This window comes from Prosthecobacter fluviatilis, from assembly GCF_042655725.1.
In the GTDB taxonomy this organism is placed as follows: domain Bacteria; phylum Verrucomicrobiota; class Verrucomicrobiia; order Verrucomicrobiales; family Verrucomicrobiaceae; genus Prosthecobacter; species Prosthecobacter fluviatilis.
On sequence record NZ_JBHSMQ010000006.1, the window covers coordinates 75,722 to 93,601 of the forward strand.

Genomic DNA, 17,880 nt, shown 5'->3' on the forward strand with positions numbered 1-17,880 from the left:
TTCCCTATGAGTACTCACTTCACAGGCCCCTCACGCCGCGATTTCCTTCAGAAAATCGGCGGCGGTTTCGGCAGCATCGCCCTCGTTTCCTTGCTCGAGCGGGACGCTCGGGGCGTGACAAATCCGCTCTCCGCCAAGCAGCCTCCCTTGCCTGCAAAGGCACGTGCTGTGATTCAGATTTTCTGCCCCGGCGGTCTGAGCCATGTGGATACCTGGGACTACAAGCCGGAGCTGGCTAAGCGCAGCGGCAAGCCCTTCGATCCCGATGGCAAGATGCAGTTCTTCGCCTCCAAGCCGGGCAACTGCCAGGGCAGCTACTGGCCTTTCCGGCAGCGCGGGCAGTGCGGGCGCTGGATCAGCGATCTCTTCCCGCAGCTCGCGACCTGTGTCGATGACATGGCCTTCATTCATTCCATGCAGAGCAAAAGCGCGCTGCATGGACCTGCGATGTTCATGGCCAATACCGGCTTCATCCTCCCCGGCTTCCCCAGCATGGGCGCGTGGGTCACCTATGGCCTCGGCAGCGAAAGCGAAAACCTGCCCGCCTTTGTGGTGCTGCCTGATCAGCGCGGCCTGCCGCCCGGGGGCGTGATCAACTGGGGCGCGGGTTTTCTCCCTGCCGTGCATCAGGGCACGACCTTGCAGACCGATGCCGAAAAGCCGCCCATCGCCGATCTGTTTCCGCCCAAAAGCTTCGCGCAACTGCGTGGCGACACCGAGCAGACCAGCCGCGATTTTCTGCAATTCCTCAATCGCGCCCACGCCGCCGAACGTGCGGGCAACACGGAACTCGAAGCCCGCATCGCTGCGTATGAACTCGCGGCACGCCTGCAGCTCAGCGCTCCCGAAGTCACCGACCTGCGCGGCGAAACGGACGTCACCAAGCAGCTCTACCAGCTCGATCACGAAGACATCGGCCCCTTTGGCCGCCAGTGTCTTCTCGCCCGCCGCCTCGTTGAGCGCGGTGTGCGCTTCGTGCAGATCTACTGCGGCGCAGAAAACACCACGGCCAAAAAAATCCGCCCGAACTGGGACAGCCACGAAGACCTCGTGCGCGACCACGGCTACTGGGGCCAGGTGCTCGACTCCGGCGCCGCAGCCTTGCTGCGTGATCTCAAATCTCGCGGCATGCTGGACAGCACCCTCGTCATATGCACCAGCGAGTTTGGTCGTCAGCCTGCCGCGCAGGGGAAGGGGCGCGACCACAATCCCGGCGCCTTCACCGCCTGGATGGCCGGCGGCGGCATCCTGGGCGGCACCGCCTACGGCAGCACGGATGATCTCGGCTCCAAGGCCGCAGAAAACCCCGCCTACTGCTACGATCTGCACGCCACCGCATTGCATCTGCTGGGCATCGACCACGAGAAGCTCAGCTTTTACAACAATGGCATCAATCGCCGACTTACCGACGTGCATGGACACGTCATCAAAGATATTCTCACATAGGTTCTCACTGCATTTTCACATGTCCCAACCTCACATCGCCATCATCGACTGGACCACCTCTCCACAAGGTGATCCTGAATCCAACATCGAACGCCAGATCATCGGCGGTGCCGCACGCGTCACCCGCACGCTCTGCGAAACTGACGCCGATTTGACCGATGAGGTCTGCGGCGCTAATGCCATCATCATCTGGCACAACATGCCGCTCACCGCCAAAGGCATCGCCCGGCTGAAGAACTGTCGCGCGATCATCCGCAATGGCGTGGGCTTTGACAGCGTGGACGTGAACGCAGCACGCGAGCGCGGCATCGCCGTGTGCAATGTGCCTGACTACGGCACCGAGGAGGTGGCAGACCACGCCATCGCGCTTGCCATGGCCCTTTGCCGGCAGATCCTGCCGCTGGATGCCGAGGCCAAGCAGCTCGGCTGGAACATCCGCGTCACGCCAAAGCTTCGCCGCCTGAGCACTCTCACCTTCGGCATCGTCGGCCTGGGCCGTATCGGCACCGCCACGGCGTTGCGCGCCAAGGCGCTCGGCTTTCGCGTTATATTCCATGACCCCTACCTCCCGAATGGCGCTGACAAAGCCGTCGGCATCACCCGTTGTCGCAGCCTGGATGAACTCCTCTCGCAGACCGATGTGCTCTCGCTGCACTGCCCGCTGAGTGAGGAAACGCGGCACCTGATTTCTGAGCGCGAGCTGGCCTTGCTGAAACCCGGCTCCTTTGTCGTTAACACCGCACGTGGCGCCATCATCAAAAAGACCGCCATTCTCGCGGCGCTCAACGAGGGCCGCATCGCCGGTGCCGGGCTGGATGTGATCGAAGACGAGCCTCTGCGCACCAAGGAGGAGGCTGCGGCCCCCAACCTCATCGCCACCTGCCATGCCGCCTTTTGTAGCGTGGAGAGCAAAATCGAGATGCGCAGCACCTCCGCACGCATCGCATTGGCGGCTGTGCGCAATGAGCCGTTAGAAAACATTGTGAACGGCGTTGCCTCTTAAACCATCACACCATGAACCTCCGCCATCTTTTCGCCGCCTCCCTGGGTCTGCTCGTTTCATCTGCTGCTCTCGCGGAAGACTCCAAACCTCTGCTGAACGACCACGTGCTGCCCGTTTTGGCCGCGCCTGATTTCAAAGGCCCGCTGGACGCGAGTTTCAGCGTCGCCAAAGGCAAATGGACAGCCGAAGGCGGAGTGCTCAGCGTGCTGGACCTGCCGGAGCAGAAGCACATTCCCGTGCTTCATCACAAGGTGGGGCTCGCCAGCGCCACCATCGAGGTGGAGTTTCTCATCGAAGGTCCGGGCAGTTTCCTTGTCGGCTGTGATTCAGACAAGCATGTGGGCCGTGTGGTCGTCAATGCCACGAGTTTGAGCATTGCCGAAGATTCCGCGAAGCCCTCTCACACCATCGCCAAGCTGCCGCTGACCGTGAAGCCCAACGAATGGCACAAGCTGCGCGTCGAGTGGCGGGGCGACCAGATGGCCGCCAATCTCGACGGCCAGGAGCTCAAGGCGCAGCATGCCTTTCTGGCCACGCCCAAGCGCCAGAGCTGGCTCGCAGCCGGTAAATCCGTGAAGGTGCGCAATCTCAAGATCAGCGGAGAGACCAAGCCATGAGGCAGCTCGTGTGGTTGCTGCTTTTGCTGGGCATTCAGCTCCAGGGGGCCGAAGTGAAGATTTTGCTCGAAGAGAGCTTTGCTGACGGCCTGTCCAAAGACTGGTACTGGGGCCTGGGCACCTGGACGGCCAAGGATGGCATCCTGCGTGGTTTTGAATCAGGGCCGCGCCGTCATGGACCGCTGAAGGTGCGCAAATTTCCGCTCAAGGATGGCGTCGTTGAGTGCGAGTTCCGACTGGAGGGAAAGGCCCAGTTTGCCGGCATCATTTTCAACGGCGCCCAGGAGCGAGGGCACATCGTGCACCTGGTCATGAGCATCCGTGAGCTGCGCATCCTGGCGCATCCGAAGAAAGGCGAGAGCACCGAGCTGCTGAAGCAGCCCAATGTTCTGGCTGCTGGCGTGTGGCATCAGGTGAAAGTCGTGTTCAAAGGCGAAAGCATCACCGCCACGGTCGATGGTAAGACGATCTCAGCCAGCCATCCCTGCATTGCCGAGGAAAAGCTGACCTTTGGCCTCGGTGGCGAGTCTGGCGGTCCTGAGGGAGAAAAAGCCGGGGCGCTGGAGTTTCGCGGGCTCAAGATCAGCGGCTGACCCGGCAGCGGCGGCGGATGATCACCACCGCGATCGTGGCCCCTACCAAGTTTGAAACCAGGTCCCAGCCCGTGTTTTCATAGCCGCCGACATTGGTGTTGGGAATCGTCAGCACCGCGATGAACTCGATCACTTCATTCAGCGCGCCAAAGCCCATGCCCGCCGCCGCGCAGAGAGTGAGGATGCCAAACGTGGGGCGCACAGCCCCGCCATCTGGCTGCCGCAGCGCATGGCTCAAAATATGCCAGCAGGCCCAGGTCGTGATGCCAAAGCCGTAGGCGTGTACGATCTGGTCGTACTTCAGCAGGTCGGGGATGAGCCACGCACTGTAGAGCACCTCATTGTCGCCATTGTAGGGCCAGCCGGAGGGCAGGGGGCACAGGCCCCCGGCCATGTGGGCCAGACCCCACAGCGAAAAGGCCCAAAGCAGGGGAGTGGTCAGCCTCACGCTGCGGTGGACGGCACCGATGACGCTGATCAGCACAAGCATGACCACGATGTAAAAAATGAACTCACGGTTGCCTTGAACCACGGCTCCCACAACGGCGGCGAGCATGTAGGCGGCGTTGAAAAGAATGACTGGCAGCAGCTTCACTTGGGCGGCGGAGGACATGCCGCAAAGATGCAGGACTGGCCGGGGCTTTGGCAAGACCTTCCTGCTACACAGGTTGACTGGCATCCTGTGTGCTGCATCCTAGCACACCCCTCCCGCATGAAATTCATCTTCCCGTTTGCCGCCCTGATCCTAGCTGCATCATCGAGTCCGGCCCAGGTCGCCCTGGAATCGGTCAAAGGCTTTGCCGATCTCGAAAAAGTGGCCGCTCAGCTGGCCCTGCAGCCCTATCAGGCGCCCACGCAGCAGCTGGATCCCTTTTTTGAAGGGCTGAAGTATGACGGTCACCGGCAGATCCGCTTTCGCCGTGACAAGGCGCTCTTTGCCGATCAGGGAGATGTCTTCCGCGTGGAGTTCTTTCATCCCGGCTGGATGTTCAAGAAGCCGGTCGTGTTTTACAACATCCAGGATGCCAGGACCTCAGGCGTGCCCTTTGACGGCAGCCACTTCGACTACGGCGAGCTCAAAGTACCTGCCGGCGCCAAAAATCCAGTGGGCTATGCCGGCTTCCGTGTGCTGGCGCCTGACTCTCTTGTGAAGCATCCTTTTGAGTTCATGGTTTTCATGGGGGCCAGCTACTACCGTGCGGTGACCACAGAGCTCGGCTACGGCATTTCCGCGCGTGGTGTGGCGGTCAATACCATCGGCGGTGAGCCCGAGGAGTTTCCCGATTTCACCCACTTCTGGTTCCAGCAGTCCAAGCCGGGGGAAAAGTCCTTCAAGCTGCTGGCCCTGCTGAATGGCCCCAGCGTCACGGGCGCGTATGAGTTTGAGTCCACCCCGGGCGTCAGCACCGAGATGAAGATCAAGGCTACTCTGCACCTGCGCAAAGCGGTCAAGATGCTCGGCATCGCCCCATTCTCCAGCATGTTCTGGTTTGGCGAAAACTCACACCCCAAGCCCTATGACTTCCGCCCTGAGGTGCATGATTCGGACGGCCTGCAGATCGAGATCGAGGGCGGCCCCAGCATCTGGCGTCCGCTGGATGTCAGCCGCGACATGCGCCTGAGCATTTTCGAAACGGGAAACCTGAAGGGCTTTGGCCTGGCTGAGCGTGATCGTGACTTCAACAACTTCCAGGATCTGGAGGCCAACTACCACCGCCGTCCGGCAGTGTGGGTGCAGCCCGTCAGCGGCTTTGGCAAAGGTGCGGTGACGCTGGTGGAGCTCTCCAGCGGCGAGGAGACCTGGGACAACATCGTGGCCATGTGGAAGCCCGACCACCTGCCAGCCACTCCCCAGGAGCCGCTCAAGGTGGAGTACAAGCTGAGCTGGCTGGATCAGCACGAGCCCGGCACGCTGTGCAAAGTCATCAGCTCCCGCCGTGGCTTTGTCATGGATTCCGACGACCACCTCTACGTGATCGACTTTGCCAAGGGCGGTGAAACCGGCGCAGGCAAGCCCAAGGATTGGACGCCCGACATCGACGTGGTGCTCAGCGGCGGCGAAGGCAAGGTGCTGGACAAGCGTGTGATGCGCAACAACGAGACCGGCGGCTGGCGCGCCTTCTTCAAGCTCGACATTCCCGAGGCCTCCAACCTGCTGGAAATCATGATGGAGCTGAAGGACGAAAAGAAGGTCATCTCTGAACGCTGGATGTACCAATGGCGTCGCTAAGCCTCATCGACCTCGGCTGGAATGACTTCTTTGCGAAGCATTTTGAGCCCTACCATGCCCAGGGCTGGAAGCCCGCGCGCCTCATCCGTGACAACAAGATCAGCTACGGCGCGCTGCTGGAGGACGGAGCCAAGGGCTTTGACGAGTTTGAGGTCATCCTCAGCGGCAAGGTTTATCACGATGCCGAAACCGACGCCGACCTGCCCGCCGTGGGCGACTGGGTGGCCCTGGAAGTGGGCGGCGAAGATGGCGACAACATCATTCGCGCCCGCCTGCCGCGCCAGACCTGCTTTTCCCGCAAGGCCTCCGGCTTCAGCGCCGAGGAGCAGGTCATCGCCGCCAACGTGAATGCAGTCATCGTCGTGACCGACGCCGGTCCAGATTTCAGCCTGCGCCGCATGGAGCGCTACTTCACGCTCATCGCTCGCAGCGGTGCCAAAGCCGTCGTGCTGGTCAACAAGGCCGACCTCTATCCCGACAAACAAAACCAGGAGGCCGCAGAGGCGATCCGGGCGCTGAATTCCGATGCCGACGTGCATGTGACCAGCGTGAAAAAACGCAAGGGGCTCAAGGTGCTGAAAGATTACTTCAAGCGCGGCCAGAGCGTGGCCATCATCGGCTCCAGCGGTGTGGGCAAATCCGCGCTGGTCAACCTGCTGCTCGGGGAAGACTGGCAGTGGGTGGACGAGGTGAATGAGATCACCGGCAAAGGCCGCCACACCACCACCGCACGCGAGCTCCTCGTGCTCGACAAGGGGGGCATCATCATCGACAACCCCGGGATCAAGGAAGTGCAGATGTGGACGAATGAGACCACGCTGCGCGAACGCTTTGCCGACATCGACGAACTCGCCCGCCAGTGCAAATACGGCGACTGCAAGCACGGCTCCGACGCCGGCTGCGCCATCCGCGGCGCGGTGGAGGCTGGTACGCTGGATGCGGAGCGGTATGAGGGCTACTTGAAGCTGGAAGACGAGATCGCAAAACTGCGCAAGCAGCGCAAAAAACGCCAGATGACCGTCGAGCGCCGCAACAAGCGGGACCACAAAATCAAGGCGCGCAACCGCGTCGATCGTGAGGACATCGAGCGCGACCTGAGGCCACGCGCCTGAGCATCAATCCTTCGTGACGCTCACAGGCGTGCCATTGAGCACCCACTCGTAGAAAAACTTGGCCGGGTTGCCATTCGTCAGCGGCACCCGGATGCACCCATGCGACGCAGGGTAATCAGGCACGCTGGTGAAGCCATGGATGAAGACATTGCCGTTGATCTGCACGCTCCAGGGCATCGGCGCATTTTGGTACAGCGTGGAGTAATGCATCGCTGTGCGGAAGGGGCCCGCGCGGAATTCACCTGCGGGCGTGCGCCCATTGCGGCCGGAGCTGATGTGCGTCTGCAGCACCAGGCGGTCGCCCTGCCATCCCTGGAGCTGCTGTCGTTTGAGGCTGACCACCACCCGCTGCGCTCCGACCTTCAAGGTGAAGCCTCGAAACAATCCACCCACCTTCACACGACCTTCTTCATCCGGTGCTGCCACCTGCGCTCCGGCCTGGGCCAGGAGATCGGTGCTCACCAGTTCGGTGCCGTCTGGCAGGGTGCGCAGTACTCCGGCCTTCACTTCCATTTCGTTCAGCAGAGAGATTCTTCCTTTATCATTCCGGGCCACCGGCCATTTCAGCTCATCCAACGCTTCGTTGGCCGGCAAAAACAGCTTTCCGGGTTCGGCCGCAAAGGTGATCGCGTCGATCGTCGCTGCAGATGCGTGAGACGTCAGCAGCAGGCAGGCAAGCAGGGGAAAGATCAGCTTGGTTGCGCGTCGTGAAGTCATGCGGTTCGTTATTGGCAAACGAGGTTGGTGCCGCAGTTATTGCCCGTTCATGCCTCTTCACCAGCAGATTCCACCGGCAAAGCTGTCACGCATGCGCTAACTCTGCCTGCATGTCACAACAGCCGCCCCCCCCCACCCGCACCGGACTCGCCCGCGCCATGTCAAAGCTGGGCTTCTGCTCGCGCAGCCGCGCCACCGAGCTGATTCGCATGGGAAAGGTGAAGGTGAACCTCGTCGTGCGGAAGAATCCCGAATTCCCCGTGGTGCTCAAAAAAGACGTCATCATCATGGATGACGTCAGCATCAATCAGGCAAAGCAGGTGTATGTCATGCTCAACAAGCCGCGCGGCCTCGTCACCAGCGCCTCAGACGAGCTCGGGCGCGAGACGGTGTACTCCTGCTTTGAGGGCTCCCGTCTGCCGCATCTCTCCCCCGTGGGCCGGCTGGACAAGGCCAGCGAGGGCCTCCTGCTCTTCACCAATGACAACACCTGGGCGGACGCCATCACCAACCCCGACACGCATGTGGACAAAACCTATCACGTGCAGATCGGCGGCACTGTGGATGAAAAGCGTCTCGCCCAGATCCGGAAGGGCGTCGAGGATGAAGAATTAGGCGGCCACCTCTCCGCCAAGGCGGTCAAAATTCTCCGTGCCGGCGAAAAAAACATGTGGCTCGAAGTCATCCTGGATGAAGGCCGCAACCGCCACATCCGCCGCCTGCTGGAAGCCTTCAACATCGAGGTCCTCCGCCTCATGCGTGTGAAGATCGGCACGCTGGAGCTCGGCAGTCTCCCAAAAGGCAAGTGGCGCGAGCTCAGCAAGAACGAGATCACGAAACTGCGTGCTCGTCAGCCTGCGGTGTGATCACTCCGCCAAGTCATCCCAGCGCAGTTTAAAGCGGGCCAGATATTTCTTGAGCCTGTCGGCATCATTCATCTTCGCCCGCTTGGTGCGCGAGACGGCGAAGAGCTTTCGTCCCGCATCCGAGAGCGTTTTGCTCTCCCGGCAGACCTGCAGCACGTAGTCGAGTTGAGCCAGGTCAAAAGGATCAATCGCCGCCCTCTGCTCCTCATTGAGCACAGTGCTTCCTGTCTGCGGCATGTTGGCATTTACCTCGCGCCACCCTTCGCGCAGTCGCGCCATCTCCGTCTCCACGCATTCCACGGTGATCCTGCCTCGGGGTGCCAGCGTGGCCATGCGCGTCACTGCCGCGTTCAGGTCGCGGAAGTTCGCGCTCCATTTCGCCTCCGGGCTGCGGGCAAATTTAAGGAAGGTCTCCCGAGCCTCTTTGTTCATGCGCACCTGACGCCGATGCGTTTTGGCAAAGCGCTCCAGCTCAAAGTCGAGATTGGCTGCGATGTCCTCACGCCTTTCTGCCAGACTGGGCAGCGTGAAGGTCCACAGGTTGATGCGTGCCAGCAGGTCATCGCGGAATTTCCCCGCAGCCACCTGCGCACGCAGATCGCGGTTCGTGCCTGCGATGAGTTGGAAGTCGCTCTGCACCGCCTTGTCGCTTCCCAGAGGGAGAAAGGTTTTGTCCTCAAGCGCACGCAGCAGCATGGCCTGCTCGTCCAGCCCCAGCTCGCCGATCTCATCCAGAAAGATCAGCCCTTTGTCCGCCTCCTTGAGCAGGCCTGGCCTGTCCGACTGTGCACCCGTGAAGGCCCCGCGCCTGTGGCCAAACAGTGCGGACATCGCCTGGTCTCCCCTCAGCGTGGCGCAGTTCACTTCGACAAACCTGCCACCCAGTCCCGCACGCTCGCGGCGTAGATCGTAGATGCGGCCTGCCAGCATGGATTTGCCCGCACCCGTTGGCCCCATGATGAGGATGGGTGCCTTGGAGTTCACCGCCACCAGTTCGATCTGGCCGATCAGCTTGTTGAAGCTCTTGCTCTTCGTTGCGATCCCGCTCTTCAGAAAATCCAGCGCGCGCTCCTGCTCCTGCGCAAAGCGCGTGGAGAGCCGGTCATACTTCGAGAGATCGAGATCGATGATCTCATACCGCCCCGCCGCGCTCGCATCACGCCCGCCTTCACGCGAGGGCGAGGTCTGCAGCAGTCGCGCGGGGATGAAATTCGCCTCGTTCAGCAAAAACCAGCAGATTTGCGCCACATGCGTGCCTGTCGTGAGATGGATCAGGTAGTCCGCCTTGTCCGTGTCGAAGCTGAAGCCACGCACAAAGTCATAGAGCCGCTCATACACTTCCTGAAAATCCCACGGATCCTTCAGTGGGAACTCATGCACCACCACCATCGTATCCGGCGACACTTTCTCGATGTCCGCCTTCACCTGCCGCGCCAGTTCTGAAAATTTCGGCTCCACCAGCAGTTCCAGCCGTGAAATCAGCAAATCCTCCTGCTGACACATTGCCACCGTAGGCCGCCATTTCGACCATCTTTCCGGACCAGAGGCACGGTCCAGGTTCGAACCGAGGAATCCGAAGACGATGGTTGGTCTGGAGTATGGCATTAAAGATAAAATTGTATCTAATAAGATAATAAACTGTAACAAAGCGCAAGAGCTGAAGTGGTCTTGAAAAAGGGCTGAAAACTTTTCTTTCCCTTGTTTTTCAAGGCTTCCAGCCTCACTCGCTCCCCCAGCCTCAGGCACTTGGCACGTGGCTAGCAATAGAGGCTGGCATACGCACACAACCAACGCCAAGCCATGCTTTCCAAAACGGACATTGAATTCGCGCTCTCCATCCAAAACCGCTGCTTCAAGCTTTTGCAGTGGCTCGGCAATGCCATTCGTGAGGGGTTTGTTCCCGTCATGAAGGCTCATGATGTGACGGACGCAGGCCATGCTGCCAGAATTTGGGTGGAAGCACATTTCTACAATCTCCCGGATGAATGCCGTCCACTGGCAGATGAGATGACGCCGTTTGCGAACTTTTTCGGAACTTACTTGGAGACCTCTTTTGACATCGAAGCCCGCCCCAAAGACCGTTATGTCAGCGATTGCGACTGCTTTTGCTCCTATTGCGTGCGTCTGGTTCGTGCACAACATTTGAAGCCTAAATCTCTCACTCGTGCAGACAAGGAGCGTGCTGGCAGGCTGCGGGTGCGCCGAATGGAGATGCTCGCACGCGAGGAAGGTCTGCCATCCTTCGAACTGCAAATCAGAAAAAGCCTCTGCGATGAGGCTTTGCGGTTTCAAGCCTCCCTCTCGGCGTACGGCGAGGCATTGTTGAATCGCCTACAGGGTATTTCAGACGGCCCTGCCGTTCTTGCACTATGGCGTGATTTTGCCTGGACTCGTTCCGGTTCTCCCATTCGCCGGTTCAAACTTCAGTCACGTCACATTTTAGAAGCCGAGCAGAAGCTGCTCGGAGTCATTCAAAGTCACATCAGTTTATAATCCAACTTATTCATCACCTCTTTCTTTTTTCAAAACACCATTATGCCAGACTCCCCATTCCACATCACCGCCGAAGCCGAAGCCTTCCTGCCTGCGCGTAACAACGCCGGTAAACCGATCACCGTGATCGGTACCGAAGCCATTCGTTCCGGCTTTGACCAGACCTGCATCGACCAGGCTCTCAACTCGCGCTCCGCTCCGGGCGTGACCGATCTCGTGCTCAACCCCGATGCACATGCCGGTTACGGTGCGCCGGTGGGTTGTGTGATGGTTTCGCCAACGCACATCTATCCAGGCCCGGTGGGCGTGGACATCAAGTGCTCCATGTCGCTCCTCCAGATGGACATTCCTGCCGAGGAGATCGTGGACAAAACGATCCGCCGCCGGCTCATCGAAGCCATCGTAGCCCGCACGCCTACGGGCGCAGGCCGTGGTCAGCGCGAGGCGAAAAAATCCCGTCGTGTGTCCGCGGATCTCGGTGTGCAGGTGTGCACTGAGGGCGCCAGCAAAAGCGTGTGCGAAGCACTCGGCATCCCGCCGGAGTGGGCGCTGCGCTGCGAGGACAGCGCGCACGTCGGCCACGATGGAAATATCTCCACCCTGCACGAGCGGCTGGACAAAATGCGCGCCTTCAACGGCTTCCCAGGCTTTGAGAACAAGATGACCCAGCTCGGCTCCTACGGGGGTGGAAACCACTTTGGTGAGTGCGAGGTGGTGCAGCTTGCCGATGATCCTGCCATGCGCCGTACCGCCGAAGTCTTCGGCCTGCAGGATAATCGTGTCGCCTTCCTCAGCCACTGCGGTTCTCGTGGTTTCGGGAACATCCTGGCGCAGCGCCAGTTCAAGGCGCTGGAGGGTTTCTTCCGCACCTGGGGAATGTCGTTCCCGGCTGAGGACAAGCAGCTCGTCTATGCACCGCTCGGTACACCCGAAGCGGACGCCTATCTCGATGACATGGCGCTCGGGGCCAACTTCGCCACCGTGAACCACATGCTCATCAATGCCCTCGTTCTTGAAGCCTTCCAGGAAGTGCTGCCAGGGGCGAAAGGCCAGCTCGTGTACTTCATCAGCCACAACATCGCACGTCAGGAGGTGGTGAATAACCAGCTCTCCTGGGTGCACCGCAAAGGTGCCACACGTGCCTTTCCAGGCGGTCACCACGCGCTGAAGGACACACCGTTTGCCGAGACCGGCCACCCGATCCTGCTGCCCGGAAATCCGCGCGATGGCTCCGTGGTGATGGTGGCCAAGCCCGATGCCGTGAAAAGCTGCTACAGTGTGAACCACGGCGCCGGCCGCTGCATGGGCCGCAAGGCCGCTGCACGCACCCTCGACCAGAAGGCCGTGGACGCCGACTTCGACACCCACGACATCCTTTTCAACTCCCGCCAGTACCCGATCGACGAAGCTCCCAACGCTTACAAGGATTTCAAAGAAGTCCTCCGCAGCGTCGAGTCCGCCGGTCTGGCCCAGCAGGTGTGCAAACTCAAAGCCCGTTTCGTCATCAAGGATGCGGCGGAGGCGGATGATTGAAAACATGAGCGGTTATCTAAACAATTTGTGAGCAGTCAAAAAACAGAGCCCATTTCAACATGGGTTGAGGTCGATGAGGATCACGATTCTGGAGGGATGATTCTCTCTGGTGATCGGAGCGGTCTGATGGCCCTTCGCGATGCCATTGATATTGCGATTACTGAGGGAAAAGCTCCCATTGCTGCCGAGTGTGTGGAATTCAGCGGAGTGCGTCGTGTCGATGCACTCCGCAAACCCGAACCTCAATCTTTCCAATCGAAATTGGCGGGAGCGGGTTGTTTGATTCTCATAGCCATCGGGTTCTTGATTTTTTTACTCGGGATCTGGCAGTTGAAATCTCTCATTCTGCGCTTCGGACGCGGTCCAGCCGAGGTCACAGCCACGTCAGGCTCATTGACGCTTGCCAAACAAACATGAAATCCATCCCCATCCTCCAAATCTCCGGCGACTCCGGCGGCGGGCAGCTTCTGCGTTCATCACTGTCTCTGGCGATGATCACCGGCCGTCCCTTCCGCATGACCAACATCCGTGGCAAGCGGCCCAAGCCGGGCCTCATGCGTCAGCATCTCACCTGCGTGAAGGCGGCGGCGAAAGTTTGCGATGCCTGCGTCGATGGTGCAGAGCTCGGCTCGGTGGAGCTTGTGTTCCGTCCCGGCCAAGTCATGGGTGGAAACTATTCATTTGCCATCGGCTCAGGTGGCAGCACCACCCTCGTTTTGCAGACTCTGCTGCCCGCGCTGCTGCATGCGGAAGCCGCAAGCACACTGCGCATCGAAGGCGGCACGCACAACCCCATGGCTCCGCCGTTCGATTTCATCGAGCACTGCTACATGCCGGTGATTCAGAGCCTCGGTGCAAAGACCGAGGTGAAGCTGGAGCGCGCCGGCTTTATGCAGGCAGGCGGCGGAGTCATCTCCGTAGAAATCCGGCCCATCAAGAAATGGAAGAAGCTCAAACTCATCGAGCGCGGTGCGCTGCACGAAGCATTCGGCTGCGTGCTGCATGCCCACCTGCATCGGGACATCGCCGAGCGCGAAATCGCCACTGCCACCCAACTGCTCGAGTGGCCGGTGGGTCAGATCGATCTGCGCTACGCCAATGACAGCACCGGCCCCGGCAACGCCATCCTGCTGGGCGCACGCTTTGAGAACGTGTGCGAGATCAGCAGCGGCATCGCGCAGCAGGGCAGGTCGGCAGAAGCCGTGGCCACAGGTGCGGCGAAGGGTCTGCTCTCCTACCTCGCCTCTGAGGCTCCCGTCGGAGTGCATCTTGCAGACCAGCTCCTGCTGCCCATGGCCCTGGCTGGCGGCGGTGTCTTCCATACCCTCGCCATCAGCAATCATACACAGACCAACATGGCCCTCATCGAGCAGTTCCTGCCCGTGAAGTTTGCCGTGGAGGAGCCTGCCCCAGGGGTGAAAAGCATCAGCTGCCGCTAAGGCACCGCGCGAGGATGGAGGGACGAACTTCCAAGTTCGTCCCTCCATCACTCCGCCCACGCCTCACGCAGCAGGCGCAGGTAATTGCCGTGCATGATGTTGGCGATGTCTTCCTCCTTGTAGCCACGCTTCCTCAGCATGTCTGGGATGCGCGCCAGATCGGCGATGGTGTCCAGATCCTCCGGCGTTTGTTCGATGCCGTAGCCGCCGTCCAGATCCGTGCCGATGCCGCTGTGCAAAGCATTGCCCGCCAGCTGGCACACGTGGTCGATGTGGTCGCAGATCACTTCGAGCTTCAGTCCCATCTCCTGCGGAGTGGTCTTTCCACGGACCCAGCCGGGCACCATCATCCACGCATCCAGCGCCGCACCCACCACACCGCCGCGCTGGATCAGCGCCTTGAGCTGTTCATCAGAAAACTGGCGCGGATCAGGCACCAGCGCACGGCAGTTGCTATGGCTGGCCCACACGGTGCCCTGGTGGATCTCCAGCGCCTGCCAGAAGCAGTCATCGCTCAGGTGCGTCACGTCCAGGATCATGCCCAGGCGGTCCATCTCCTGGATCAGCTCTTTGCCTCCCTGCGGCAGCGGGCCCACCTTGTCATGGCCCAGGGCATAGCGGCACACGCCGTAGTGTGCAGGACCCATGGCGCGCAGCCCCTGCTCCCACGCCTTCTCCAGATGGCCAACAGTGCGGATGGAGTCCGCGCCTTCCAGGCTGAGAATGTAGCCGATGGCTTTTTTGTCGTCGGGAATCGAGGTGTCGTTCCAGAGAGCCAGCATTCCATCCAGCTCTTTGAGATTGGTGATCTGCCGCATCTCACCGGCCTCCTCCATGGCGCGGTACCAGGAGAGCTGGCCCTGCGTCTCCGCCCAGGCCTGCTCCGGAGACATCCATCCGGCGATGGGAGACGGCCCAGGCATGCAGCCTGCCAGCTGCGTGGCCACACACAGGCCTACCTTGCCACGCCGCATGTCGGGAAACGTAGTGGTGCCTCCTGCGCGCCCTTTGCCCGTCATGCCCGCCTCACGCCGACGAATCTCATGCGCGGGCAGGCGCAGGTCGCGATTGAATCCGCCGAGGGCGTTGAGACTGAGGTCGAGGTGGGCGTCGAAGGTGAGCATGAGAATGAATGACGAATGTGGGGAGCTGAATGACGGAAGCGAGCGTCATTCTACGCACAATGCTCCACACCTCATTCAAACCGATATCCCGCTCCATGCACCGTGCGGATGATGCGTGGCTGCGCCGGGTCTTTTTCGATGCGCTTGCGCAGCTGGGAGATGTGCTGGTCCAGTGCGCGGCTTTCGGGAAAATAATCCACGCCCCAGACCTCGTCGGCCAGGGTGTTGCGGTCGATCACCTTGCCCCGGCGCTCGTAGAGCAGGCGCAGCACCTTCACATCTCGCGGGCTCAGTGCTATCTCCGCCTTTTCACGGTAGGCGCGCAGCTCTGTGGGCACCACACGCAGGTCATCCATCATGAAGTCGTCATCCGTCCTGCCACCGCCACGGGAGGCGGTGCGGCGCAGGATGGCGCGGATGCGCGCGATGATCTCCTTCACGCCAAAGGGCTTGGTCATGTAGTCGTCCGCCCCCAGTTCCAGGCCCAGCACCGTGTCGATCTCCTCCGCCTTCGCGGTGAGAAAGAGGATGGGCACCTTTTCGTCCTGGCGACGGATCTGCTTGCACACTTCGTAGCCGTTCAGGCCGGGCATCATCACATCCAGGCAGACGAAGTCGGGGTTTTCAGCTCGGAAAAAATCCACCGCCTGCAGTCCGTCGCTGGCGGGAATGACTTCGTAGCCTTCCATGGTGAGCACTTCGCGCAGCGCATCACGCGTGTGGTCGTCGTCTTCGGCGATGAGTATTTTGGTCATGGTTTGTTCGGGATTGAGAGAATGAATCGTGCGCCTTCGCGGTAGTTGGGGCACACGGTGAGGGAGCCGCCGTGCAATTGTGCCAGTTCGCGCGAGATGGTCAATCCGATGCCGGTGCCGCTCACACCTTCGGCCAGGTCTGAGCGCAGGCGTTCAAAGGGCTCGAAGACGGTGCGGCGTTTGCCGGTGGGAATGCCTGGCCCGCGATCCTCCACGATGATGCGCGTGTTGCGCTCATCGTGCTCTGTGCGGATGGCGATCCACTTGCCCGCATTGGCGTATTTATCCACATTGGAAATGAGGTTGCCGAGGATCTGCTCGATGGCATCGGGGTCCGCCATCACAGTCTCGGGGCCCTGCAGCGAGGTCACGATCTCAAATCCCTTGTTCTCCAGCAGCGGCTTCCAGAACTCCACAATGCGCGACACGGTTTGATCCAGCGCCAGTTCCTTGGGCTGGATGGTCAGCTTGTCGCGCTGCTGCCTGGCATAGTTCAGCACGTTCTGGATCAGGCGGTCCAGGCGGCAGGTCTCGGCCTCCACCACCCCCAGCTGGCGTTTGGCGATGCTGTCGCCCTGAGATTCCGCACGATGCGCCGCCATCTCCGCATACAGGCGTATGTTTGTCAGAGGGGTCTTCAGCTCATGCGAGATCTGGTTCACGAAGGTCACACGCTGCTGCGCCACGCGGATCTCGCTGGCACTCTCGTGGAAGTACAGCCACCCCACCACAAACACCAGCACGATGCCGGAGCTCACCCCCAGCAGGATCGGAAACAAGTAGGGCTTTGGAAATTCCTCATTCGCCGGCGTGTAGGCCATTTCCCACTGGGACAGCGGCTCCGAGCACGCACGGTGCGCAGCCGGAGGGCGTTCAGAGCCCGGCAGCCTCTTCCCCCATTCATGCAGGGGTATGCCTTTGACCGTGGTCAGCATCATCCGCCCGGGCGGGATGGCCAGCCCCGGCTGCGGCAGCCGCTGAAAAAAAGAGTGCATCAGCATCTGCGGGTTCATCAGCGCGCAGCTCAGACTGCCGTCCGCAAAGCGGTGCCAGTAGATGAAGACACAGTCTCCCACATGCCAGCCGCTCCAGGACATGGGGGCGTCTGACAGCACCGGCCTGTCGTCAATGTGGTAGCCAAACATCTTGATGTACGTCATCCACTGCGAGGAGCGCTGCTGAATGCCCGGGAGCTTGCCTGGGGTGTAGATGCGCTGAAAGGGCGGTCCGCCATCCTCCAGCATGGAGACAAACTGCGGCATGCTGTCAGGATTTCGCGTGGACTCCAAGATCGCCTGGACGCGCTCCTTGGCATCGAAAATCTTCCCCGGCTGGTAACCTGCACGTCCCTCAAAGGACTCCAGCGGCACTTTTTCACCCTCTCCGGCCACAGCCCAGGTTTGCGCGATCCAAGGGTGCGTGGCCAGCCGCTCAGACATCAGGCGCGCTGACCCAATGCTCTGCGCTCCCCAGGCATCCAGCCGGTCGGTCAGCTGCCGCATGTCGTGCAGAATGTGCTGATCTGCCGCGCTAAGCCTCTCAGCAAGAACGGCTTGCATGGAGGCGTCGGTGCGCTTTTCCGCATCACGGATCAGGTACGTTCCCAGCCACGCCAGCAGGGCCAGTGGCAAAATCACCAGGATGATGAACAAGATCGTGGAGCGGCGTTGAAGCATTCGCGAGGCGTATAATTTAGCCCCGCGATTTATTCGGTCATCTAAATTTTATAAAATCCATAAAAATACCGAGGCGGACCTTGTGAGTCCGCCTCGGTGATTCTCAGGTATCTCCAACAGCCAGAAGGATAACCCACACAGTAGAAATGTAGGATCACAAGATTCGGCCCACGCCGCAGTCCTCAGATCTAACTACAGCATTCTACACCTAGAGGAAAATGAGTCAGAACCTTGTGAGCAGGTTGTAAGGAAGTTGTAAGACCGCGGTGTTTTGAG

Annotated in this window: 17 protein-coding genes; 11 read left to right on the forward strand and 6 right to left on the reverse strand. The window is 60.4% G+C overall.

Annotated elements, in window-relative coordinates:
- Window positions 1-6: 6 nt before the first annotated feature.
- From ACFQDI_RS16510 to ACFQDI_RS16525, 4 genes are read left to right on the forward strand one after another with little or no spacing between them, the layout of a single operon-like run.
- Window positions 7-1,446: a DUF1501 domain-containing protein gene (locus ACFQDI_RS16510; protein ID WP_377168739.1), complete on the forward strand. Its 1,440-nt coding sequence runs from the start codon at window positions 7-9 to the stop codon at window positions 1,444-1,446.
- A 19-nt stretch (window positions 1,447-1,465) separates the two neighbouring features.
- Window positions 1,466-2,449: a C-terminal binding protein gene (locus ACFQDI_RS16515; RefSeq protein WP_377168741.1), complete on the forward strand. Its 984-nt coding sequence runs from the start codon at window positions 1,466-1,468 to the stop codon at window positions 2,447-2,449.
- Window positions 2,450-2,460: 11 nt separating this feature from the next.
- On the forward strand, window positions 2,461-3,066 hold the full coding sequence (locus ACFQDI_RS16520; RefSeq protein ID WP_377168743.1) for a hypothetical protein: 606 nt from the start codon (window positions 2,461-2,463) through the stop codon (window positions 3,064-3,066).
- Entirely contained in the window at window positions 3,063-3,659 is a 597-nt protein-coding gene (locus ACFQDI_RS16525; RefSeq protein WP_377168745.1) for a 3-keto-alpha-glucoside-1,2-lyase-like domain-containing protein, read from the forward strand. The genes ACFQDI_RS16520 and ACFQDI_RS16525 overlap by 4 nt, the downstream gene beginning before the upstream one ends.
- Here the strand turns inward: ACFQDI_RS16525 and ACFQDI_RS16530 are convergent.
- Window positions 3,649-4,272, reverse strand: coding sequence for a DUF2238 domain-containing protein (locus ACFQDI_RS16530; protein ID WP_377168747.1), 624 nt, complete (start codon window positions 4,270-4,272; stop codon window positions 3,649-3,651). The genes ACFQDI_RS16525 and ACFQDI_RS16530 overlap by 11 nt on opposite strands.
- 99 nt (window positions 4,273-4,371) lie before the next feature.
- Between ACFQDI_RS16530 and ACFQDI_RS16535 the strand changes: the two genes are divergently transcribed.
- Together ACFQDI_RS16535 and rsgA are read left to right on the forward strand one after the other, a co-directional pair.
- Window positions 4,372-5,889 (forward strand): OpgD/OpgG family glucan biosynthesis protein, encoded by a 1,518-nt coding sequence (locus ACFQDI_RS16535; protein ID WP_377168749.1) that lies wholly within the window; start codon window positions 4,372-4,374, stop codon window positions 5,887-5,889.
- On the forward strand, window positions 5,877-7,001 hold the full coding sequence (gene rsgA, locus ACFQDI_RS16540) for a ribosome small subunit-dependent GTPase A (RefSeq protein ID WP_377168751.1): 1,125 nt from the start codon (window positions 5,877-5,879) through the stop codon (window positions 6,999-7,001). Before ACFQDI_RS16535 ends, rsgA begins: the two co-directional genes overlap by 13 nt.
- Before the next feature lie 3 nt (window positions 7,002-7,004).
- On the opposite strand, the gene ACFQDI_RS16545 is transcribed toward rsgA, so the two are convergent.
- Complete coding sequence (locus ACFQDI_RS16545; RefSeq protein ID WP_377168753.1) at window positions 7,005-7,718, reverse strand: L,D-transpeptidase; 714 nt, start codon at window positions 7,716-7,718, stop codon at window positions 7,005-7,007.
- 110 nt (window positions 7,719-7,828) lie between these two features.
- Between ACFQDI_RS16545 and ACFQDI_RS16550 the strand changes: the two genes are divergently transcribed.
- Window positions 7,829-8,584, forward strand: coding sequence for a pseudouridine synthase (locus ACFQDI_RS16550; RefSeq protein ID WP_377168755.1), 756 nt, complete (start codon window positions 7,829-7,831; stop codon window positions 8,582-8,584).
- Here the strand turns inward: ACFQDI_RS16550 and rtcR are convergent, their stop codons facing one another.
- On the reverse strand, window positions 8,585-10,189 hold the full coding sequence (gene rtcR / locus ACFQDI_RS16555) for an RNA repair transcriptional activator RtcR (protein ID WP_377168757.1): 1,605 nt from the start codon (window positions 10,187-10,189) through the stop codon (window positions 8,585-8,587).
- 195 nt (window positions 10,190-10,384) lie between these two features.
- Here rtcR and ACFQDI_RS16560 point away from each other — a divergent pair, with 195 nt between their 5' ends.
- From ACFQDI_RS16560 to rtcA, 4 genes are read left to right on the forward strand one after another with little or no spacing between them, the layout of a single operon-like run.
- Window positions 10,385-11,077, forward strand: a complete 693-nt coding sequence (locus ACFQDI_RS16560; protein WP_377168759.1) for a hypothetical protein — start codon at window positions 10,385-10,387, stop codon at window positions 11,075-11,077.
- Between the two features lie 42 nt (window positions 11,078-11,119).
- Window positions 11,120-12,610: an RtcB family protein gene (locus tag ACFQDI_RS16565; protein ID WP_377168761.1), complete on the forward strand. Its 1,491-nt coding sequence runs from the start codon at window positions 11,120-11,122 to the stop codon at window positions 12,608-12,610.
- 27 nt (window positions 12,611-12,637) lie between these two features.
- Window positions 12,638-13,027, forward strand: a complete 390-nt coding sequence (locus ACFQDI_RS16570; RefSeq protein ID WP_377168763.1) for a hypothetical protein — start codon at window positions 12,638-12,640, stop codon at window positions 13,025-13,027.
- Window positions 13,024-14,049, forward strand: coding sequence for an RNA 3'-terminal phosphate cyclase (gene rtcA / locus ACFQDI_RS16575; protein ID WP_377168765.1), 1,026 nt, complete (start codon window positions 13,024-13,026; stop codon window positions 14,047-14,049). The genes ACFQDI_RS16570 and rtcA overlap by 4 nt, the downstream gene beginning before the upstream one ends.
- A 47-nt stretch (window positions 14,050-14,096) precedes the next feature.
- Here the strand turns inward: rtcA and ACFQDI_RS16580 are convergent, their stop codons facing one another.
- The 3 genes from ACFQDI_RS16580 to ACFQDI_RS16590 form a co-directional block, all read right to left on the reverse strand.
- On the reverse strand, window positions 14,097-15,173 hold the full coding sequence (locus ACFQDI_RS16580) for a dipeptidase (protein ID WP_377168767.1): 1,077 nt from the start codon (window positions 15,171-15,173) through the stop codon (window positions 14,097-14,099).
- Window positions 15,174-15,244: 71 nt separating this feature from the next.
- Window positions 15,245-15,928, reverse strand: a complete 684-nt coding sequence (locus ACFQDI_RS16585; protein WP_377168769.1) for a response regulator transcription factor — start codon at window positions 15,926-15,928, stop codon at window positions 15,245-15,247.
- Window positions 15,925-17,604: a sensor histidine kinase gene (locus ACFQDI_RS16590; protein WP_377168771.1), complete on the reverse strand. Its 1,680-nt coding sequence runs from the start codon at window positions 17,602-17,604 to the stop codon at window positions 15,925-15,927. The genes ACFQDI_RS16585 and ACFQDI_RS16590 overlap by 4 nt, the downstream gene beginning before the upstream one ends.
- Window positions 17,605-17,880: the final 276 nt, after the last annotated feature.